A 21,549-nucleotide genomic window follows, 5' to 3' on the forward strand; every position below is an offset into this window, starting at 1 on the left:
GGATAATCCATCCATCACTCGTGATGTTTCGGGAGAAGGCGTGCAACAAGCCTTGTTGAAATTATTGGAAGGTACGGTTGTCAATGTTCCGCCAAAAGGAGGAAGAAAACATCCGGACCAGAAATTCGTAGAAGTCAATACACAAAATATTTTGTTTATTGCCGGGGGTGCTTTTGATGGCATCGAACGAATCATTTCAAAAAGATTGAACCGTCAGGCTGTTGGATACAGTACCTCAAAAAATGTGGACAATATTGACAAAGACAATTTACTGCAATACATCATTCCGAAAGACATCAAGGATTTTGGATTGATTCCTGAAATTATAGGTCGTTTGCCAGTGTTAACACACATGGATCCTTTGGACAGAGAAACCTTAAGAGCCATTTTGACGGAACCTAAAAATGCCTTGATCAAACAATATCAAAAATTATTTTTGATGGATGATGTTGAGTTTACGATTACCGAAGAAGCTTTGGATTTTGTTGTAGATAAAGCTTTGGAGTACAAATTAGGCGCTCGTGGATTACGTTCTTTATGTGAAGCTATCCTTACCGATGCGATGTATGATTTGCCAAGTTCTGACGAGAAAATTTTGACTATCGACAGAGAATATGCCCAACACACGCTCAGTAAAAATTTATTGAAACGATTGGAAATTGCTTCATAAATAACATTTTATAAAAAACAAAAAATCCTGCAATTGCAGGATTTTTTTATGAATTAAACAGATGAATTTTTATTGAATGATAAATTCTACACGTCGGTCAGCATCTAACTCAGTTATGGTGCAGTTTTCTTTGCAGTTAGACAATGATTGCGTTTCGCCTAACCCTTTTGCGTTAACTCTGGTGCCATCAATCCCGTTTTTAATAAGGTAAAGTTTGGTTTCCTGCGCTCTTTTTTCTGATAGTACTAAATTATATTTATCAGAACCTTTATTATCAGTATGTGCATTGATATTGATTTTCATTGCTGGATTTTCAGACAATACTTTCACGATTTTGTTCAAAGACAAAGTGGATTCTTTTTTTAGAGTTGATTTATCAAAATCAAAATAAATTTTCTCAATTGAAATAATCGTTTTGTTTTCTGTTACAACAATTAAAGGTTTGTCTTGATTTAAGGCAATGTCAATTCTTGAATCTCCTTTGTCAGAAGTAATAATCGGTTTTTCAAATTTTTCATAGCCATCCTTATTTGCAACGATGGTATATTTTTGTGAAGGCTCAATGTCAAAATTGAAAATACCATTTTCACCAACTGTTTGATCGTCAACTACCGTTCCTTCATCATCCAGTAAAGTGATTTTAGCATTTGGTAAAGCTATTTTACTTATAGTTTCATGAACAATTCCGCTTAGTTTTAAGTCGATTTCCACAAATTCAAATTTGTAAATATCAAATGATCCAACTGTATTTACTCTGTTAGAAGAAACGTAGCCATAGCTTTTTGAAGCCAAAATAAATGCAATTTCGTCACCAGCAGTATTGATGGTTTTGCCTAAATTTAAAGGAACAGTAAAGCCATTTTTTTTAATTTTTGAAAAAAACACATCCTGTCCACCAAAACCATTGTGGCCATTTGAAGAAAAATAAATGGTTTTTAAATTTCGAGAAATATATGGATGGGTCTCATTACCAGAAGTATTGATGTCTTTTCCTAAGTTGATTGGATTTTCAGGATCTCCAAATTCATTGATTTCAGCTACATATATATCATAACCACCAAAACCGCCTGGCATATTTGATGAAAAATACATTTTTTTTCCATCAGAAGTTACCACCGGGTTTTCGATTGAATAATTGACGCTGTTGAAAGCAACTGGTTCTTCATTTATCCATTTGCATCTGCAAACCGGGTCAAAATCAGATTTGTATAACTGATAGTTACTGGCGTTTTCTTTTTCACTTTTAGTGTAATAAATTATATTTTCATCAGGAGAAAAAGTCAATCCGCCTTGATTTCCATTGGATCTAATTAGTCTTGAAAAGAATAATGCTTTAGAGAGATTCCCATATTTATCTATATCCAAACAATACAAATTGGTGTAGGGTTCGTTGGTAGCATTGTCCCTTCCAGCGCCAATTTCTCCTGTTTTTCTTGACGAATACATGATATATTTGTTTTTGAAAAAGGCAGAACCTACTTCGGATAATTTGGTGTTAATGCCAGTATTAGATAAAATGAAATTTAAATTGCTTTCAATAACTCCTGGTTTTGTATCATTGAATGCAGTAGGGTTTTCATTATTTTGAAATGAGTCTTGGGCAAGTGCAGAAAGGCTTATAAGAAATACTAATACTACAGTAATATTTTTCATTAAATAAAAGTCAATAGAGGGTTAAATTTTTTACCGCACGAAAATATAGTATTGTTTGATTTTTAAACTATTTTTTAGACAAGTGACAATAATAGTCGACGAAATACATCTTTGTTGTAGATTTAACAGGATAAAATAACTTTTTTAATGATATTTGTTTTAAAAGTGGTTTTTTTAAAAAAAATGGAGTAACATAAAAAGAGCCTTTTCGCTAGAAAAAGGCTCTTTTTATTTAATGTACAATGAACTGAATTAATCAGGAAATGGGATAGGATTTTTTACACATCCCTTATTACGGTAGTTATTTCTTTTTCAGGAACTTGCATGCATCTTCTTCCCGGACCACATTTCATTCGGTGAGGACCGCAGGAGACCAAAATAGTAAGGACAAACGCAACTAAAAGTATTTTTTTCATTTTTTGCTATTTTATGCAAATCTGCATGTCCAATAACTGTTCCAAATAATCTCTTTGGTTCGACAATCTCGGAATTTTATGCTGACCTCCTAATTTATCCTGATTTTTTAACCAATCATAAAATAAGTTTGGCCTTGCAACATTCAATATTAACGGATTAAGTGTCATGTTGTTATAACGTTTGGCTTCATAGTCGGAATTTGCGGCTTGTAACATTTCATCAAGCACTTTTTGAAATGTGGCAATATCAGCCGGTTCTTTCTTAAACTCAATCACCCATTCGTGAGCGCCTTTTTCTTTGTCAACCATAAAAATGGGAGCTACAGTATAATCGACTACTTCGGCTTGGGTAATTTGACAGGTTTTGGCAATAGCCTGATCGGTGTTTTCAACCATTAATTCTTCACCAAAAACATTGATATGGTGTTTTGTTCTTCCGGTTACCCGAATTCTATAAGGATTTAAAGAAGTAAAACGAACGGTATCGCCGATCATGTAACGCCATAAGCCAGAATTTGTAGTAATTACGATAGCATAATTTTTATTCAATGCCACTTCCGATAATCGAATGGTTTTTTGATTTAGAGTCCCAAAAGTGTCCATCGGGATAAATTCATAAAAGATACCATAATCCAACATCAATAATAAATCATTCGAATCATTCTGATCCTGAATCGCGAAAAAACCTTCGGAAGCATTGTATATTTCATAGTATTTGAAATCTTTTTTGGGTAATATTTTTTGATATTGCTCTCTGTATGGATCAAAACTCACGCCGCCATGAAAATAAACTTCCAGGTTTGGCCAAACTTCCAGCAAATTTCCTTTGCCTGTTTCATCAAGAACTTTATTCATCAGTACCAGCATCCAGGAAGGTACGCCGGCAAAACTGGTTACATTTTCATTTTTGGTTTCATTGATAATGGCGGCTATTTTAGTTTCCCATTCACTCATCAGTGAAACTTTATTACTTGGGGTACTGCTATATTCTGCCCAAATCGGCATGTTTTCAATTAAAATAGCGGACAAGTCTCCAAAAAAGGTATTGTTGTCTTGGTAAATTTGTTTGCTTCCGCCAAGGCGTAGACTTTTACCAGTAAAAAGCTCCGAATTTTCGTTGTTATTCAAATACAAACACAATAAATCTTTACTTCCTTTATAGTGACAATCTTCTAACGCTTCATTACTGACAGGAATGAATTTGCTTTTAGCATTAGTGGTTCCGCTGGATTTAGCAAACCATTTTATAGGGGTACTCCAAAAAACATTTTGTTCTCCTTTGCGGGTTTGCTCAATCAAAGGCTCGAGATCTTCATAAGTGGAAATTGGAACCCTTTCTGAAAAAGTCCTATAGGATCTTATGGAAGCATATTCGTATTTTTTGCCAACAATCGTGTATTCTGAGGAACGTAATAAGTTCATCAGCAATTCTTCCTGTACTTCGTTTGGATATTTTAAAAACAATTCAATCTGATGAATGCGTTGTTTTAAAAACCATGAGGCAAAGGAATTGATTATTGATAGTGCCATAAATTAAATTCGGATTTTAGATTTAGGAATTGCGATTTGAAAAATCTGATTACAAAACCATAACTTTACAACTTCATCAAAAATAACAAAAATTTAAAGATATCCTAATTCTCAAATCCTAATTCTCAAATGACTTACGAAGGTGTACTTACAAAAATGCAAACGGAGTTTGAAAACCCTATTCAATATTATTTAATTTTCGAAAATAATTTTCTGAATATCAATCAGTTATTAAACAAAGAAATTGAAATTACTTTTTTAGGGTATCAATGTTTGAATTGTGGGAAAAAGAAGAAAATTTACCGTCAGGGATGTTGTTATGACTGTTTTTACAGTAGCGCATCGGTAGGGGACTGGATTATGAAACCTGAACTGAGCACGGCGCATCTTGGTATTCAGGATCGGGATTTGGCTTATGAGGAAAAAGTGCAGTTGCAGCCTCATATTGTCTATTTGGCTTTGTCAAGCGAAGTGAAAGTAGGGGTGACCCGAAAAACACAAGTGCCTACGCGTTGGATTGATCAGGGCGCAACCGAAGCTTTAGCGGTCGTAGAAGTTCCTAACAGGTATTTAGCCGGGATTACCGAAGTAGCGTTAAAAAATCATTATGCCGATAAAACCAATTGGCGAAAAATGCTTCAGAATGAGGTTGAGCAAGTAGATTTAATTCAAGAACGGCTGAAGTTGGAAAATTTAATTCCGGCTGAGGTTCAGGAATATTTTTATTTGCAAAAAAATGACGTTTATGTTATGGAATATCCGGTGTTGCAATACCCGAAAAAAATCAACAGTTTGAATTTAGAAAATACAACCAACTTCAAAGGTAAACTGATGGGGATTAAAGGACAATATTTAATCTTTGAAAACGGAACAGTTTTTAATATCCGGAATTATGAAGGGTATGTGGTGAAGATTGAGGTATAAAAAAAACGCCTAATTCATTTCTAAAATGGGTTAGGCGTTCTCTTTAATTTATTCTATAATATGGTTAAGGTGTCGGTGTCGGTGTCGGCTTCGGTTCTTCTTTTTTCTTTTTTCCAAACAATCCTTTTATCACATCTGCTGCCTGGGTTTTAATATCTTTTTCCGGTGCTGTAGGTGTTCCAGTTTTTGTAGTGTCTTTCGGATTGTTATTGTTCAGCAAATTGCCTAAAGCAGTGGTTCCCTGATTAATCAATTTGTCTTTTTGTTGTTTGACTAATTGTGTGGCCAGGTTGTTTACCGCTTGTTTCATATCAGTAGTAACTTTTGGGTTTTTAAAATTCCCCGTCAGGACAGCATTGATTGGAACATTTTCTACTTTTTTGGCATCTGCCGGACTTAATTTGGCAATGAATTTATTCACTTCTGGCCCCATATATTTGGCCGGGACATCAAATTTCACATTGTAATTCATACTTTGGTCAAAGCCATGAGAACCCCCGACATTAATTTTGATATCCTGATATTTGATATCAAAAGGCTTCACGTTTACTTTTCCGTCTGTAAAGGATATGGCTGCTTTTAAATCATTCAAATTCAATTTACTGAGGTCAATGAATTTTAAGTTGGAACTTAAAGCAGTTAATATTTGAGAATTCTGTGCATTTATAGTAGTAGAAAGCAATTGGCCTAATAAATCTCCTGTGATGGTTTTTAAATCAGGCGTCATTTCCTTAGCATCTAAATTCCCTGATAATTTGATGGTTGAGTTTAGCTTCCCATTAATTATTCCGGCAATGGGTGCAATTTTTTTCAGCATATCCAATTGAGTAAAAGTCTGGGCGATATCAACCGAATTTAAACCCAAATCCATATTGAAAACCGGTGTTTTCCCTTTTGTCGAAACATCGCCATTTACCCCGATTGTTCCTCCGAAGATGGATGTTTTTACATTTTGTAACGTTACTTTTTCATCTTTCACGATTAATTTTCCTGAAACATCTTTCAAAGTCAGATTGTCATAAATTACCGTATTGGCTTTTGCTGTAAGCGAACAATTCAGAAAAGCTGGGATTTTCATCGCTTCTTTAGTTTTCGTACCGCCTTTTGGTGCTTCCTCCGTGGTAATAAAATCAGAAACCAACAATTGATTCGATTGCATGTTGAAGTTTCCTTTTAGCTCTTGATCTTTAAACATAAAGCCATAGAAATTTTCCAAAATCCCTGTTACGTTCAAATCACTTTTACCAGTAGTAGCATTAAATTGTTGTAAATTCACGTGACTTGGATTGAATTGAACTAATGCCTGATTGATATGCAATGTTTTTCCGTTCACATCGGTATAATTAAACTGGGACAAACTCATCGTTCCTGAATTGTCAATATTCTCATACTGACTTTTTTCTACTGATTGCATGTCGAATTTCGTCACAACATCCGCATTCAAAATCCCTGTTAAAGTCTGATCCATTTTTATCGGATAGGCTTTTGATACATTCGCCAAATTGATGGTTCCTTTTAAAGCCGCATTTACCAAAGGATTTGCGGTAATGTTTCTAATATTGGCTTTTGCATTAAAAACATCCTGATCAATTTTGAATGATAATTGATCCAAATTCACATACGTGTCGTTCAGAATCCCCGTTTCATTGATGATTTTTGTATCAATAATGATATTTTGTACAGTCTTCGGTAAGTTCGGATATTTGAAGGAGGCATTATTGGAAGCTATGGCCACATTGAATTTAGGAACAGTGGTGTCCGAATATAATCCTTTTGCAAATCCGGAAACGGTGAAATCCCCAGTTGTTTTCACGTCTTTTAATTGTCCGGCATAAGTCGAAGGAATTAATCCTAAGAAGTTTTGGAACGATGATGTTGGTGTTTTGAATTTCAAATCATATTCCTGACCTGCGTCGACTAATTGAATAAATCCATCGAATTCCAATGGCAATTGGTTTACCAGCGCTTTATTTTCTTTAAAAGTGTATTTGCTTTTGTCTAAATCAATTCCCAAAATCGCATCCAATGTCAAGGGCACTTTGTTCATGTAATTGATTTTGTCCATGTCTAATGACATTTTTGCGGTAGATTTTGTAACCAAATCTAATTTGGAAGAAGCAAAATCACCCGTTCCCGAATGGTCTATGCTGTCAATCACCATTTTGATTTTCGAACTTTCGTCAAAATATTTAAAGGTGTAATTCTCGACATTGTATTCTTTGATTTTCAATGTTAACGGATCGCTTTTACCTCCTTTTTCGTCTTGGTCTTTTAAGGCAATATCAAAATTTCCAATCCCGTCTTTATTGTAAATGATATTAATCAGTCCGTTTTTAGAAGAAATCGCTTCAATATTCATCGGTTCCGTTTTACCTTTGAATAGTTCTTTGATAGACATTTTTAAATTCAACTCGCCCAAATAAACCAAAGTATCTCCTGCAAATGGCGCTTTGTTGATGATGCTCAATTTATCAATCGTGACATTGGCTTGGGGGAAACTTTTGAATAAACTCAAATCAGCATCGGCAAATGCAACCGTTGCGTCCAGATTTTTATTGATGGTTGCGGTGATTTTTGCTTTTATCTGATCTTTGAAAAAATAAGGAATAGCGAACAAGGATACCGTAAGCAGTAATATAAGGATTCCTAATATTTTAAAAATGGTCTTTATCATGGTTGTGAAATTTTGGACTATGGCTAATTTATCAAATAATAAGCCAACTTATCTAAAAAATAATAAATAAGTTGGCTTAAAATGAACATGTTCGGGTGTCTATTTTATATTAATTTCAAAAGGCATCAGCGTTTGTGCGCCTTTTTTGGCACTCATTCTTCGAATTTGCTCGATCACTCTATAGTTTTCTTCGCCAACTTCTTCTTTAATAAAACTTTCTTTCGATTTTATAAATGGAACGCCAAGATTGGACAATAAATCCATTAGATTTTTCTCGTATTCCGGGAAGTTTTGGGTTTTGTAATTTTTGATTTTAGCCAAACTTGCCGCTTGTTTCAATGCATCATCCATTCCGCCGATTTTATCCACTAGTCCAATTTTTATAGCTTCAGTACCAGACCAGACTCTTCCTTGTGCAATGGCGTCCACTTGTGCGAAAGTCATTTTTCTGCCATTGGCCACGCGATTCACGAAAGTGTTATAAATTCGTTCCACAGTTTCTTGCGTTACGGCTCTGAATTTGTCATCCAATGGTCTGAAAACACTGTAATCCGCTGCGTTTTCATGGGTGTTTACTTGTTCGACATCGATTCCGATTTTATCGGTCAATTGCGCGAAATTAGGCAATGTGCCAAAAACACCAATCGAACCCGTAATGGTATTGGCTTCGGCAAAAATAGTATTGGCATTACACGCAATATAATAACCGCCGGAAGCAGCTAAATTTCCCATAGAAACAACAACGGGTTTTGTTTTTTTAGTCAGTTCAATTTCTCTCCAAATCAAATCTGACGTCAGTGCATTTCCGCCCGGACTGTCAATTCGCAATACAATGGCTTTTACATTTTTGTCTTTTCGGGCTTCTTGTAAAGAACGACGCATCGAACCTTCGCCAATATAATTCACATCGCCTTCACCGCTTCCAATTTCGCCTTGCGCATAAATGATGGCGATTTTATTTTTGGTTTTGTGCGTTTTAGAGGTTGTAGCTACGTTTTCAGTATAATCTAAAATGCTTATTTTGTTGTAATCTTCATCTTTGTCGACCTTTAATATTTTTCTGATGTCATCGTGATAAACATCTTCGTAAACGATTTTGTCGACTAATTTTTGTGCTTTTGCCATTTCGGGTGTTCGGGCCAAAAGGCCGTTAGCGATAAGATTCAGATTGGCAACAGAAATATTTCTGCTTTTTGAAATGTCAGTTACCACCGAATTCCAAACGGAATTCAATAATGCCGAAATCTGCTCTCTATTTGCATCGCTCATTTTATTTTCAAGAAAGGGTTCCACTGCGCTTTTGTATTTTCCGTGACGAATCACTTCCATTTTTAGTCCTGATTTATCCTGGAAATCTTTGAAAAACAAAATCTCTGAAGACAATCCTTTAAATTCCAATTCCCCAACAGGATTAATGTAAATCGTATCGGCAACGGAATTCAAATAATATTCTTTTTGAGTATAAGTATTCGAGTAAGCCAAAACGAATTTCCCTGATTTTTTAAAATCCTCCAATTCATCTCTTAAGGCTTTGCTTTGCGCCATTCCTAAACGAGATTCATCATTTAAAATTGAAATTCCTTTGATTTGGTTATCTGTTTTTGCTTCGTTAATGGCACGAATTACATCGGATAAACCGTTATGATTCACTTCGAAATAATCGAAATCCTTGAAGTTGAATTTACCGGCATAATCATTTTTTATTTTTGACAAGTCCAGTTCAATAACCGAATTGTTTTCGACAGCAACGTTATCTGAACTTCCGCCAAAAATGGCTGCAATTAGTAGTATTCCAAAAAAGAATAACATACAAAACACAAATAATCCCACAATGGTGGCTAATACATTTCCTAAAAATTTCATATAATTTTTTTATAATAAGACTTACTATTGTTAAAAATGTTACTAATGACAATCAGAAATCGTGAAAAATAAATTTATCAACAGTCTTTGCAAATATACTTCTATTCTAAAATTCTTTTAGTTAATTTGTGGTTAATATGAAATCGCAAAATCAGGTCATTTTATCGATAGGAAGTAATCAGGGCGAAAGACTTGAAAACATAAAGCAATGTGTCGATTTGATACATCAGGAAATCGGGACTGTTATAAGGGTATCCAAGTTGTATGAGACGCCTTCCTGGGGTTTTGAAAGCGATGCGTTCTATAATGGTGCGGTTGCGATTCATACGAACAAATCTCCGCAAGAAGTACTGTCGGCGATTCTCAAAATTGAAAAAAAACTAGGAAGAGTCCGGAAAAACCAACTGGGTTATCAGGCACGAACGATTGATATTGACATATTAAGTTTTAATGATGAAATAATTGAAACCGAAAACCTCCAGATTCCGCATCCGCAAATGCAAAACAGGTTGTTTGTTTTGTTGCCGATGATGGACTTGCAGTTGGATATTATTCATCCGATTTTGAACAAAACGATTTCAGATTTAATCAGGGAATGTCAGGATAAAAGTGAGTGTAAAGTAATATCTGATTTGAAATCGCCATTAGATAAATTTCATTTAGAACAATTCAATTATATTGCCATTGAAGGGAACATTGGCGCGGGAAAAACCACGTTGGCGACAAATATTGCAGAAGATTTTAATGCGAAAATTGTATTGGAACGATTTGCGGATAATCCGTTTTTACCCAAATTTTACAAAGATCAAAACCGGTATGCCTTTTCGTTGGAAATGTCTTTTCTGGCCGACAGATACCAGCAGTTATCAGACGATTTGGCGCAATTTGATTTGTTTAAAGATTTTGTGGTGGGAGATTATCACATTTTTAAATCCTTGATTTTTGCCAAAGTTACCCTGCCTGATGATGAATTTCGGTTGTATAGAAAGCTGTTTGAAATCATCTACAAAGAAATGCCAAAACCCGATTTGTATGTCTATTTGTATCAAAATACGGAAAGGTTATTGCAAAACATCAAGCAAAGAGGCCGGTCCTACGAACAGGAAATTCCGGCGGAATATCTGGACAAAATCAATAAAGGTTATCTGGATTATATCAAATCGCAAATTGGATTAAATGTTTTAATCATTGATGTTTCTGATTTGGATTTTGTTAAAAACCAGAGTGATTACCTTTTTATTTTAGAAGAGATTCAAAAAAAATCAGCCAAATAAATAATTCGGAAAAATAAGATTGTAATAATTTTTTAAAACTTCATTTTAGCAAATAAATCCCAAATTACGATACCGGCACTTACCGAAATATTCAATGAATGTTTCGTTCCCAATTGCGGAATCTCGATACAGCCATCGCATAATTCTACAGCTTTTTGAGAAACGCCAAATACTTCATTTCCAAAAACCAAAGCGTACTTTTTAGTAGTGTCAACTTCGAAATCCTGAAGCAAAACCGCACTTTGTACTTGTTCAATTGCTAAAACAGTGACCTTGTCTTTTTGTAGATTTTCAATCACTTCCAAAACATCTTTGTGATGTTCCCAAGCTACAGTTTCAGTTGCTCCCAAAGCAGTTTTATGGATTTCCTTGTTTGGAGGTGTTGCCGTAATACCACACAAATATATTTTTTCAATCAAAAAAGCATCCGCTGTTCTGAAAACCGAACCGATATTGTGCAAACTTCTTATATCATCAAGAATAATGATAATTGGGGTCTTTGGTGCTTCTTTAAAATCTTCAATAGATTTTCTTTCTAATTCACTGTTTTCGAGCTTTCGCATATTTTTTTGATAAAATAATTTTATAAAAAAAGCTTCCTAAATTATAGGAAGCTTTGATGTATTTATAGGATAAAGTACTAGCTTTTTGGAGTCGCAGGACTTGCATCAGCTGCAACAGTACCTTTAATAGTTAATGTTTTAGTTGGCTCAACTGCATTGGAAGTCAAAGTCACTGTTTTTGTAAATGCACCAACTCTGTCAGTAGCATATTTCACACCAATGATAGCTTTTGCTCCAGGAGCAATCGGCTCTTTTGGATATGTTGGAACTGTACAACCACAAGAACCAGTAGCGTTAGTAATAATTAATGGTTTGTTTCCGTTGTTTACAAAAACAAATTCACGTTTTCCATCAGCATTGTGTGCAATTGTTCCGTAATCAATAGTTTCAGATTCGAAAACCATTCCAGCTCCTTCTACTTTTGGAGTCGCAATTTTTGCTTCCACCGCTTTTTTTGTTGCTTTTTTTGCAGTTTGCGCATTAGAAGTAGTTACTCCTAAAACTGTAAGCGCTACTAATAAAAATATTTTTTTCATTGTGTTTATTTTAAATGATATAGCAAATCTATATAAAAAAAAGAAATCAAAATATAAATTTGTCTTAAAATTAAATTAATTTTTCTATTGTTCTTTATTCATTATAAAATATTTAAATTCGCTGTCATAATTTTTTTACTCATTTTTTAAACAGAAAAACCTTGGCAGCCAAAGAAAATTTACCCAAAGAAACGCCGTTAATGAAGCAATACAATGAAATCAAAAGGAAATATCCTGATGCATGTTTGTTGTTTAGAGTGGGGGATTTTTACGAAACTTTTGGTGAAGATGCGGTTCGTGCTTCTAAGATTCTGGGGATTACCTTGACCAAACGTGGTGCAGGCTCTGAAACCGAAACTGCTTTGGCCGGATTTCCGCACCATTCCATAAATACCTATTTACCAAAATTAGTAAAAGCAGGACTTCGCGTGGCTATTTGCGATCAGCTCGAAGATCCGAAGATGACCAAAACCATTGTTAAACGAGGCGTAACCGAATTAGTAACTCCCGGCGTTTCGATGAACGATGAGGTATTGCAGTCTAAGTCAAATAATTTTCTGGCGTCAATCTATTTTGGCAAGAAAAATATTGGAATTTCTTTTTTGGATGTTTCTACCGGAGAATTTTTGACAGCGCAGGGTAATGAAGAGTACATCGATAAATTGTTGCAAAACTTCAATCCGAGTGAAGTTTTAATTCCGAAGAATAATAAGAATGATTTCAGAGAAATTTTCGGAGAGGATTATCATAATTTTTATCTCGAAGATTGGATTTACAAAGAAGATTATGCATTTGAAACCTTAACGAATCATTTTCAAACCACATCCTTAAAAGGTTTCGGAATTGAAGAATTGCTCGAAGGCATTATAGCCTCGGGGGCGATTTTATATTATTTATCCGAAACACAGCACAATAGAGTGCAGCATATCACGGCCATTCAGCGTATTGCCGAAGATGCTTATGTCTGGATGGATCGGTTTACGATTAGGAATTTGGAATTATATCACAGCTATAATCCGAACGCAGTTACACTATTGGACGTTATCGACAGAACGCTTTCGCCAATGGGTGGTCGTTTACTGAAACGTTGGCTGGCATTGCCATTGAAAGACATTCATAAAATTAGAAATCGCCATGAGGTCGTTTCCTATTTAAAAGAGAATAAGGATGTTTTAAAAAATATTCAACATCAAATTAAACAGATTTCTGATTTAGAACGGTTGATTTCTAAAATTGCTGCCGGAAAAGTATCGCCTCGTGAAGTGGTTTATTTGAAAGAATCCCTGGATGCGATTATTCCGATAAAGACTTTAGCATTGGCCAGCCCGCAGGAAGCCATGAAAATTATTGGCGACAGTTTACACAGTTGTGAATTGTTGCGAGAAAAAATTAAAACCACATTAAATCAGGATGCGCCGGTTGCTATTGCAAAAGGAAACGCGATTGCCAAAGGAATTAACGAAGAACTGGATGATTTGAGATCCATTTCAACCTCCGGAAAAGAATATCTCGAAGGAATTGAAAAAAGAGAATCCGAAAGAACTGGAATTACTTCTTTGAAAATCTCTTTCAATAATGTTTTTGGATATTATATAGAAGTAAGGAATACGCATAAAGATAAAGTTCCGACTGAATGGATTCGTAAGCAAACCTTAGTCAACGCAGAACGCTACATTACAGAAGAACTTAAAGAATACGAAACCAAAATCCTTGGCGCCGAAGAAAAAATCCATAAACTGGAATTAGAATTATTTGAGCAATTGGTTGCCTGGATTACTACTTATATCAAACCAGTACAGTTGAACGCTAATTTAGTCGCGCAATTGGATTGTTTGACCTCCTTTGCACAATTGGCAATTGAGAATAAATATGTGTGCCCGGAATTAGATGAAACATTTGAGTTGGAAATTAAAAACGGAAGACACCCGGTTATCGAAAAACAATTGCCGGTTGGAACACCATACATAGCCAACGATGTCTTTTTGGATCGGGAAACGCAGCAATTGATTATGATTACCGGTCCAAATATGTCTGGGAAGTCGGCTATTCTAAGGCAAACGGCATTAATTGTGCTCTTAGCGCAGATGGGAAGTTTTGTCCCTGCGGATAGCGTTAGAATCGGGATTATCGATAAAATTTTCACCAGAGTAGGCGCGTCGGATAATATTTCGATGGGCGAATCTACTTTTATGGTCGAAATGAATGAGACGGCTTCGATTTTGAATAACATTTCCGATAGAAGTTTGGTGTTATTAGATGAAATCGGTAGAGGAACCAGTACCTATGACGGAATTTCTATCGCTTGGGCCATTGCGGAGTTTTTACATGAACATCCGTCGAGACCTAAAACATTGTTCGCAACACATTATCATGAGTTAAATGAAATGACAGATTTGCTGCCAAGAATTCAAAACTACAACGTTTCGGTAAAAGAACTGAAAGACACCGTGCTTTTCATTAGAAAGTTAGTCAAAGGCGGAAGCGCACACAGTTTTGGAATTCATGTGGCAAAAATGGCCGGAATGCCACAAACCGTTATTCTGAAAGCTCAAAAGTTGTTGAAGAAATTAGAAAAAGACCATTCCAGTGAGGCTTTAAGCGGAATTAAATCAGGAAAAGACGAAATGCAAATGAGTTTCTTTAATCTCGATGATCCTTTATTGGAAGAAATCAAAGAGGAGATTTTAAATTTGGATATCAATACGCTGACGCCAATTGAAGCCATGATGAAGCTCAATGAAATCAAAAGAATGTTAACAAAGAAATAATTTTTTTTCAGATTAAAGGTTACGTTATCAGAAGGTTAAATTTTTAGTGTAATTTTTTTGTAAAAAAGGCTTGTATAATTGAATTAATGTATTAAATTTGCCACCGCAATACGGAACAAGTATCGCAGCTCTTTCTAAAAATTGAAATGCGAAAATAGCTCAGTTGGTAGAGCGCGACCTTGCCAAGGTCGAGGTCGCGGGTTCGAGCCCCGTTTTTCGCTCAAACACCAAATTACTCGGATGGTTGGATTTAATTAATTTTTTATAAAAATTATCCAAACATTTAAAAAGATAATGCTCGGATGGTGAAATTGGTAGACACGCTGGACTTAAAATCCAGTGAACAGCAATGTTCGTGCGGGTTCAAGTCCCGCTCTGAGTACTAAAAAGCTTCAAACTATGTTTGGAGCTTTTTTTATTTTGTAATAAATCTATTCAAATTTTATAACATTAATTAAAACGCTTAAAGGGGGTAATTTTTTTGGCGTAAACTAAAAAACATCATTACGGTATGGTTTTAATGATACAATTCATTTCAAGTAAATTATGGGCGCTTTTGTAATTAGTAAAAGATATAACGACGAGTATAAATTTGTTTTTACTTCTAGAAAGGGAAAGATTGTTTTTACAAGTTTGAGTTATGAACTTAAGTTTGAATGTGAAGAAGATATTGAAAAGTTTAAAGGCGATATAGGATCAGCTGACTTTTTAAAATTTAAGTCCTCTAGTGGGAAGTTCTTTTTTAAATTGATGTTTGGGGATTGTCATTTTGCAACAAGCAGGAAGTACACTACTTCGTTGCGGCTAAAGAAAGGAATAGATGAAATTGTTAAATATGCTTCAATAGCGGAAATATTGGATTTTTCAGAGGACGACTTTATTTTCCCGGATTAAATCTTTAAAATTAATTTATATAATAAAAAGAGCGCCATCAAAATTTTGATGGCGCTCTTTTTTATATCTGAATCCGCTTTTTAAAAGAAGAGGATATTTTTGATCATTAAAAAAGCCATCTCGCTTGCGCGGATGGCTTTAAAATTTTTAGAATAAATTCTAATTATTTTTTTGCAGCTTCAGTAGCAGTTGCAGCAGCATCAGTAGCAGTTGCAGCAGCATCAGTAGCTTCAGTAGCAGCTGAATCAGCAACAACAGCAGCTTCTTCAGTAGCTTCTACATTAGCTTCAGTAGCTTCTACAGCAGTTTCGTCAGTAGTTGTTTCAGCTTGTTTACAAGATACAACTGTCAATGCAGCGATAACTGCTAAACTTAAAAATACTTTTTTCATCTTACTTAATTATAAAAGGTTAATTATTAATTCGATGCAAAGATATAAATTTTTTAATATGTAAAATTATTTTTTAATTTTTTTTTCAAAAATAATAATCTATTGCAACGTCACTGGTGATTACAATTACTATGCCAAAAACATAAAAACATTTAAAAATTCAACTGTTTTATTTCTGACACCTTATAAATGGCTATTTTTTTCTGAAACGTTTCTTTTTCAATGTCTTACTCTTTTTTGGATGAACTAATTTTAACTCATTAATTAAGTTTTTTGCGCCAGCATATTTATCCATAATAAATAAAACATAACGAATGTCAACCATTACGTTTCTGCAGATGCTTGGGTCATAATAAATGTCGCTCATCGTTCCTTCCCAAACCCTGTCGAAGTTCAAACCGATAAGGTTTCCCTTTGCATCAATTGCCGGACTCCCTGAGTTTCCTCCCGTAGTGTGATTGGTTCCGATAAAGCAAACCGGCATTTTGCCGTTTTCACCGTATGGACCATAATCTTTGGTATTGTACAAGTCTATCAATTTTGAAGGAACATCGAATTCATAATCACCCGGAATGTATTTTTCCATAACACCGTCTAAATACGTTACCGGTGTGTATAACGTAGCATCTTTTGGCGCATACCCTTTTACTTTTCCGTAAGTAACACGTAAAGTACTGTTGGCATCCGGAAATATTCGGGAATCTTTATTCAATTCCAATTGCGCTTTCATATAGGTGCGTTGCAAAGCGGTAATCCTTAAATTGATTTCGTCGTATTTTGGAGCTACTTCTTTGTTGTATTTGTCTGCTAGTTCTTTTACGAGTTGGTATCCTTTGTCATTGTTTAAATTAGCTAAAACAGTTTTGGTATCGCCAGTCAGCAATTCTTTCAAACCGCTATAATTTACTAATTTGGATTTATCGTAGATGTCTGCGGTCAATTTTTTAGCATTTACATTTGATAAACTCGCAGGTAAAAATTGTTTCGGAGATTTTGTAGCATACAATTCAATCAATTGCTCAAAAACATTTCTGTCTACAGTTGCATTAAAATCTTTATAGAATTCGTCCAAACCGGTTGCTAGGTTGTTTTTTCTATCGGTAAAAGATTGTTCTCCTTTAGTGTTGTAAACTTGTTCTAATTGGTATAATTTGAAGCCAACGCTCAATAATTCGGTGTTTTTCTGAACCACTTCCATAAAATAATCCCTGGCTGAAGCATAAGGAGCGATTTCGGCATAATTTTTTTCAAAATCAGAAAGTAAATTACCGTATTCCGCTTGTTTTCCTGCCTTGATGACTTTTTGTTGGAATGCTTTTTCAGCTTCTCTTTTAATGGCAACGGCATTTGATTTCTTTAAACCTTGCGTTTCGCCAATCCATTTTTTCCAATAATTCGCAATTCCTGCGTATTTTGAGGCGTATTGAATTTTAATCGCATTGTCTTTTCTCATAAAACCATCAGCCACTTTCAAAGCGCGGTCTCTGATTTCGATTTTTGCAGGATTCAATTCCTTTACGATTTGCTCAATTGCCACTGCTGGCAAGTATTCATTCGTTTTTCCAGGGTAACCAAAAACTAATGTAAAGTCATCTTCAGCTACTCCGTCTAATGAAATAGGCAAGAAGTGTTTTGGTGTATAAGGCACGTTATCTTTTGAATAAGCTGCAGGATGGTTGTTCTTGTCAGCATAAATTCTGAACAAAGAAAAATCTCCGGTATGACGCGGCCAAACCCAATTGTCTGTATCCGAACCAAATTTCCCAATAGCCGATGGCGGAGCACCTACCAAACGGACATCTTTAAAGGTTTCTGTTAAGAAAAGCATGTATTGATTCCCTTCAAAAAAGGTGCGGATTTTATTTTCCTGCCAGCTTTCTTTAGGCAAGGAATTGGACAAAGAAGTAATGTTTTCCTGAATTTTCTTTTGTTTTTCAGCTTCCGAAGTTAATGAGGCTACACCGTTTAAAACCTGAGTCGTTACATCTTCTATTTTTACGATAAAAGTCACCACTAAATTTTCATTAGGCAATTCTTCTTCCATTTTATAGGCCCAAAAACCATTGGTCAGATAATCGTTTTCTACTGAAGAATGCGACTGAATTTGACTAAAACCGCAATGATGGTTGGTTAAAATCAAGCCTTTAGGAGAAATTACTTCCGAGGTACAACCTCCGTTAAAATGCGGAACGGCATCTTTTAAACTGGAATGATTTACATCGTAAATGTCTTTCGCTGACATTTTCATGCCCAGGCTTTTCATTTCTTTTTCATTCATTCCCTCCAAAAGCGAAGGAATCCACATACCGCCTTGTTGGGCCTGAGTTTGAACGACAAATAGTAAAAGGAGTACTCTTAAAAATTTCATAGTTGTAATTTAATTGGGGTTTTTATTTAACAGTATATTTCATCAATTTTCGGTGATGGAATATAAAATCGCTGGCAATATACAATTTTTGAGCGTTTTCGTTGTGATTTTCGACTTCAAGATAGAGTACTTTTAACTTTAATTTAAGAGCTTCGGTTTTGACAAAATCAATCGCTTTTTTGCCAATTCCTTTTCCGCGCGCTTTTTCTGAAAGATACAATTCGTCTAAAATGCCAATTTTTCCCTGGTATTCAAACATGAAACTAAAGGTTAAAATGACGTAGCCTACCGGAATTTTGTTTTCCAAAATCAACCAGGCTTTTCCGAGGTTTTCATTTTCAATAAATTCGAAAAACAATTTTTTTGAAACTTCCGTGTCAATAGGATAATTGTCAATAGCATAGAAATCGTGCTGCATCTGAACAATGATTTCAATATCCGAATTTTCTAAAGGTTTAAAGGTTGTCATTTAAAATATGTTTCAAAATAGTAGTTGTCGCATTTTTATTCATCTGCACGAAAGTGCTGCAAACATGTCCTTTTTCATATCGAATGTCTTCATTTTGAATCAGATTTTCAAAAGTTTCATTCAATTCCTTTTGATTCGAAATCGAAATGCAACCTTCCATATTGACCAAAGCCATTGCTTCCGCAAAATGAGAAAAGTTTGGACCAATGACAATCGGAACACCAAAAGTGGCGGGTTCTAAAATATTATGTACGCCCGGGTTTCCGAAACCACCGCCCACATAAGCGATATCGGCATAGCTGTAAATTTTGGTCAAAATTCCAACTGTGTCAATGATGAAAACATCAAAATCTGATAAATTTTCATTTTCTTTTTCCGAAAACAAAACTGTTTTTTTAGTAATGCTGTTTTTCAGTTGCTGAATTTGCTCCGTTTTTATATTGTGTGGTGCAATAATAAATTTCACTTTATGAGGTGTCGAATTGATAAAATCAATAAGTAGATTTTCATCTTTCGGCCAGGAACTTCCCACAACAATCGTCAAAGTATCATTTTTGAAATCGGCAATAAAATCCAATGTATTGTTTTTTTCTAAAATTGCGGCAACCCGGTCAAAACGGGTATCGCCCGAAACGGTAACATTTGTTTTCCCAAGTTGCAGGAGTAACTCTTTTGATTTTGAATTTTGCACAAAAAAATGACTGAAAGTGTTTAAAGCTTTTCTGTAAAACCCGCCATACCATTTAAAGAACAGTTGATTTTCTCTAAAAATTCCTGAAATCAGATAGGTTGGAATTTGACCTTTTTTCAATTCATTCAAATAATTCGGCCAATATTCATATTTGATAAAAAAGGCCATTTCAGGATGAACGATTTCTACGAATTTGTGCGCATTCCTTTTCGTATCCAATGGCAAATAAACAGTTACATCGGCAACGGTATTGTGCTTGCGAACTTCAAAACCCGATGGAGAGAAGAAAGTCAAAACAATTTTATGGTTGGGAAATCTTTCTTTGATTTTTTCAATCACTGGCAAACCCTGCTCATATTCACCCAAAGAAGCGGCATGAAACCAAATCGTTTGGTCTGAAGATTTGATTTTTTCAGTTAAAGTCGTGAAAATTGTTTTCCGGCCATCAACAAAAAGTTTCATTTTCGGACTGAAAAGAGCCAACAATTTTAGGATTTGCGAGGCGAAAATCACCATTAGATTGTACAGAAAAAACATAGGCGTTGAATTGGTTGCTAAATTACACTTTCTTTATATAAATTTGATTGGTGTTAATTCATTAATTGATTATTTTTGCTTTTAGTTTGAAGATAAAGTCGGTTTTCCTAAGCCTTAAACCTTAAACTTTAAACTTTAAATTTTTAACAAAAAGTAGATGAAAAAAATCCAAATGGTCGACCTGAAAGGCCAATACGAACGTATCAAAGAAACCGTAAACCATTCTATTCAAGAAGTTTTGGATACGAATACCTATATTAATGGACCGCAAGTTCACCAATTTCAAAAATCATTAGAAGAATACCTCGATGTAAAACACGTTATTCCATGTGCCAACGGAACGGATGCGTTGCAAATTGCCATGATGGGATTGGATTTAAAACCCGGTGATGAGGTAATCACTGCTGATTTTACTTTTGCAGCAACCGTTGAAGTGATTGCGTTATTGCAATTGACACCAGTTTTGGTCGATGTAGAAATCGATACTTTTAATATTTCTATTGAAGCCATTAAAAATGCGATTACACCAAAAACCAAAGCGATTGTTCCGGTTCATTTATTTGGTAAAGCTGCCAATATGGATGCGATTATGGAAATTGCCAAGGAGCATAATTTATATGTTATTGAGGATAATGCACAGGCTATTGGGGCCAATTATATTTCAAGAAATAAAGTAAAAAGAAAAGTTGGAACCATTGGACATGTAGCTTCGACTTCCTTTTTTCCTTCTAAAAATTTAGGATGTTATGGAGATGGTGGCGCTATATTTACCAATGATGACGCCTTGGCTCATAAACTTCGTGGGATTGTAAACCACGGAATGTATGTGCGTTATCATCACGATATTGTAGGTGTGAATTCGAGATTGGACAGCATTCAGGCAGCAGTCTTAAATGCGAAGTTGCCACTTTTAGACACCTATAATGAAGCAAGAAAAAGAGCCGCCCGAAAATATAATGATGCTTTTGCAGCACACGCCAATATAGTAGTTCCGGCATTTGATTTAAACGGTGACGATCATGTTTTTCATCAATATACTTTAAGAATTATTGATGCCGATAGATTCGGTTTGATGGAATATTTATTAGATAAAGGCATTCCTTGTGCTATTTATTATCCAATTCCATTGCATTTGCAAAAAGCATATTTAGATTCAAGATATAAAGAAGAAAATTTTCCGGTAACCAATCAATTGGTAAAAGAAGTGATTTCATTGCCTATGCATACCGAATTGGATGATGAGCAAATTAAATTTATTACGGATAGCGTTTTAGAATTCTTGAACAGATAATTTAAAACTCACCGATTAAAGAATGCACAAATAAGCG

The 21,549-nt window shown here is 35.0% G+C and carries 16 protein-coding genes and 2 tRNA genes; 8 read left to right on the plus strand and 10 right to left on the minus strand.

Annotated features, from left to right (window positions below; all coding sequences use genetic code 11):
• Positions 1-670, plus strand: a 670-nt coding sequence (locus tag VI621_RS07465; protein WP_324217755.1) for an AAA family ATPase, incomplete at its 5' end; no start/stop codon positions are given.
• A gap of 69 nt (positions 671-739) precedes the next feature.
• Here the strand turns inward: VI621_RS07465 and VI621_RS07470 are convergent.
• Both VI621_RS07470 and VI621_RS07475 read right to left on the minus strand, forming a co-directional pair.
• The gene (locus VI621_RS07470) at positions 740-2,323 is read right to left on the minus strand and encodes an OmpA family protein (protein WP_324217756.1); all 1,584 of its coding nucleotides are present in this window, start codon (positions 2,321-2,323) and stop codon (positions 740-742) included.
• Positions 2,324-2,745: 422 nt separating this feature from the next.
• Positions 2,746-4,269, minus strand: a complete 1,524-nt coding sequence (locus VI621_RS07475; RefSeq protein WP_324217757.1) for a GH3 auxin-responsive promoter family protein — start codon at positions 4,267-4,269, stop codon at positions 2,746-2,748.
• Positions 4,270-4,398: 129 nt separating this feature from the next.
• Between VI621_RS07475 and VI621_RS07480 the strand changes: the two genes are divergently transcribed.
• A complete protein-coding gene (locus VI621_RS07480; RefSeq protein WP_324217758.1) occupies positions 4,399-5,193 on the plus strand; it encodes a DUF2797 domain-containing protein in 795 nt (264 codons plus the stop codon).
• A 64-nt stretch (positions 5,194-5,257) separates the two neighbouring features.
• Here VI621_RS07480 and VI621_RS07485 read toward each other — a convergent pair whose 3' ends face one another.
• Both VI621_RS07485 and sppA read right to left on the minus strand, forming a co-directional pair.
• Entirely contained in the window at positions 5,258-7,867 is a 2,610-nt protein-coding gene (locus tag VI621_RS07485; RefSeq protein WP_324217759.1) for an AsmA-like C-terminal region-containing protein, read from the minus strand.
• 99 nt (positions 7,868-7,966) lie between these two features.
• Positions 7,967-9,730: a signal peptide peptidase SppA gene (sppA, locus tag VI621_RS07490; RefSeq protein WP_324217760.1), complete on the minus strand. Its 1,764-nt coding sequence runs from the start codon at positions 9,728-9,730 to the stop codon at positions 7,967-7,969.
• A 137-nt stretch (positions 9,731-9,867) separates the two neighbouring features.
• Here sppA and folK point away from each other — a divergent pair, with 137 nt between their 5' ends.
• Complete coding sequence (gene folK / locus VI621_RS07495; protein WP_324217761.1) at positions 9,868-11,004, plus strand: 2-amino-4-hydroxy-6-hydroxymethyldihydropteridine diphosphokinase; 1,137 nt, start codon at positions 9,868-9,870, stop codon at positions 11,002-11,004.
• Between the two features lie 32 nt (positions 11,005-11,036).
• Here folK and VI621_RS07500 read toward each other — a convergent pair whose 3' ends face one another.
• Positions 11,037-11,567 (minus strand): RNA methyltransferase, encoded by a 531-nt coding sequence (locus VI621_RS07500; RefSeq protein WP_324217762.1) that lies wholly within the window; start codon positions 11,565-11,567, stop codon positions 11,037-11,039.
• Positions 11,568-11,644: 77 nt separating this feature from the next.
• Entirely contained in the window at positions 11,645-12,103 is a 459-nt protein-coding gene (locus tag VI621_RS07505) for a DUF1573 domain-containing protein (protein ID WP_324217763.1), read from the minus strand.
• Between the two features lie 161 nt (positions 12,104-12,264).
• On the opposite strand from VI621_RS07505, the gene mutS reads away from it, so the two are divergent.
• The 4 genes from mutS (at position 12,265) to VI621_RS07525 (ending at position 15,765) form a co-directional block, all read left to right on the plus strand.
• Entirely contained in the window at positions 12,265-14,871 is a 2,607-nt protein-coding gene (mutS, locus tag VI621_RS07510) for a DNA mismatch repair protein MutS (RefSeq protein ID WP_324217764.1), read from the plus strand.
• 148 nt (positions 14,872-15,019) lie between these two features.
• Positions 15,020-15,092: transfer RNA gene (locus VI621_RS07515), tRNA-Gly, on the plus strand.
• A 75-nt stretch (positions 15,093-15,167) separates the two neighbouring features.
• Positions 15,168-15,253 (plus strand) — tRNA-Leu (locus tag VI621_RS07520).
• A 164-nt stretch (positions 15,254-15,417) separates the two neighbouring features.
• Positions 15,418-15,765 carry a DUF1508 domain-containing protein gene (locus tag VI621_RS07525; protein WP_324217765.1) on the plus strand — a complete coding sequence of 116 codons (348 nt, stop codon included), beginning with the start codon at positions 15,418-15,420 and terminating at the stop codon, positions 15,763-15,765.
• Positions 15,766-15,928: 163 nt separating this feature from the next.
• Here VI621_RS07525 and VI621_RS07530 read toward each other — a convergent pair whose 3' ends face one another.
• The 4 genes from VI621_RS07530 to VI621_RS07545 form a co-directional block, all read right to left on the minus strand.
• Positions 15,929-16,156 carry a hypothetical protein gene (locus VI621_RS07530; protein ID WP_324217766.1) on the minus strand — a complete coding sequence of 76 codons (228 nt, stop codon included), beginning with the start codon at positions 16,154-16,156 and terminating at the stop codon, positions 15,929-15,931.
• A 193-nt stretch (positions 16,157-16,349) separates the two neighbouring features.
• Positions 16,350-18,524, minus strand: a complete 2,175-nt coding sequence (locus tag VI621_RS07535; RefSeq protein WP_324217767.1) for a S46 family peptidase — start codon at positions 18,522-18,524, stop codon at positions 16,350-16,352.
• A 22-nt stretch (positions 18,525-18,546) separates the two neighbouring features.
• Positions 18,547-18,993 carry a GNAT family N-acetyltransferase gene (locus VI621_RS07540; RefSeq protein WP_324217768.1) on the minus strand — a complete coding sequence of 149 codons (447 nt, stop codon included), beginning with the start codon at positions 18,991-18,993 and terminating at the stop codon, positions 18,547-18,549.
• On the minus strand, positions 18,980-20,221 hold the full coding sequence (locus VI621_RS07545) for a 3-deoxy-D-manno-octulosonic acid transferase (protein WP_324217769.1): 1,242 nt from the start codon (positions 20,219-20,221) through the stop codon (positions 18,980-18,982). Before VI621_RS07545 ends, VI621_RS07540 begins: the two co-directional genes overlap by 14 nt.
• A gap of 157 nt (positions 20,222-20,378) precedes the next feature.
• Here VI621_RS07545 and VI621_RS07550 point away from each other — a divergent pair, with 157 nt between their 5' ends.
• Complete coding sequence (locus VI621_RS07550) at positions 20,379-21,512, plus strand: DegT/DnrJ/EryC1/StrS family aminotransferase (RefSeq protein WP_324217770.1); 1,134 nt, start codon at positions 20,379-20,381, stop codon at positions 21,510-21,512.
• Positions 21,513-21,549 lie beyond the last annotated feature (37 nt).

The sequence above is a fragment of the Flavobacterium sp. genome, from assembly GCF_035292545.1.
Classification (GTDB): domain Bacteria; phylum Bacteroidota; class Bacteroidia; order Flavobacteriales; family Flavobacteriaceae; genus Flavobacterium.

Coding starts and splice junctions, on each gene's coding strand:
- VI621_RS07470 (WP_324217756.1), bottom strand. CDS start 2,323: ATGAAAAATATTACTGTAGTATTAGTATTTCTTATAAGCCTTTCTGCA.
- VI621_RS07475 (WP_324217757.1), bottom strand. CDS start 4,269: ATGGCACTATCAATAATCAATTCCTTTGCCTCATGGTTTTTAAAACAA.
- VI621_RS07480 (WP_324217758.1), top strand. CDS start 4,399: ATGACTTACGAAGGTGTACTTACAAAAATGCAAACGGAGTTTGAAAAC.
- VI621_RS07485 (WP_324217759.1), bottom strand. CDS start 7,867: ATGATAAAGACCATTTTTAAAATATTAGGAATCCTTATATTACTGCTT.
- sppA (WP_324217760.1), bottom strand. CDS start 9,730: ATGAAATTTTTAGGAAATGTATTAGCCACCATTGTGGGATTATTTGTG.
- folK (WP_324217761.1), top strand. CDS start 9,868: ATGAAATCGCAAAATCAGGTCATTTTATCGATAGGAAGTAATCAGGGC.
- VI621_RS07500 (WP_324217762.1), bottom strand. CDS start 11,567: ATGCGAAAGCTCGAAAACAGTGAATTAGAAAGAAAATCTATTGAAGAT.
- VI621_RS07505 (WP_324217763.1), bottom strand. CDS start 12,103: ATGAAAAAAATATTTTTATTAGTAGCGCTTACAGTTTTAGGAGTAACT.
- VI621_RS07525 (WP_324217765.1), top strand. CDS start 15,418: ATGGGCGCTTTTGTAATTAGTAAAAGATATAACGACGAGTATAAATTT.
- VI621_RS07530 (WP_324217766.1), bottom strand. CDS start 16,156: ATGAAAAAAGTATTTTTAAGTTTAGCAGTTATCGCTGCATTGACAGTT.
- VI621_RS07535 (WP_324217767.1), bottom strand. CDS start 18,524: ATGAAATTTTTAAGAGTACTCCTTTTACTATTTGTCGTTCAAACTCAG.
- VI621_RS07540 (WP_324217768.1), bottom strand. CDS start 18,993: ATGACAACCTTTAAACCTTTAGAAAATTCGGATATTGAAATCATTGTT.
- VI621_RS07545 (WP_324217769.1), bottom strand. CDS start 20,221: ATGTTTTTTCTGTACAATCTAATGGTGATTTTCGCCTCGCAAATCCTA.
- VI621_RS07550 (WP_324217770.1), top strand. CDS start 20,379: ATGAAAAAAATCCAAATGGTCGACCTGAAAGGCCAATACGAACGTATC.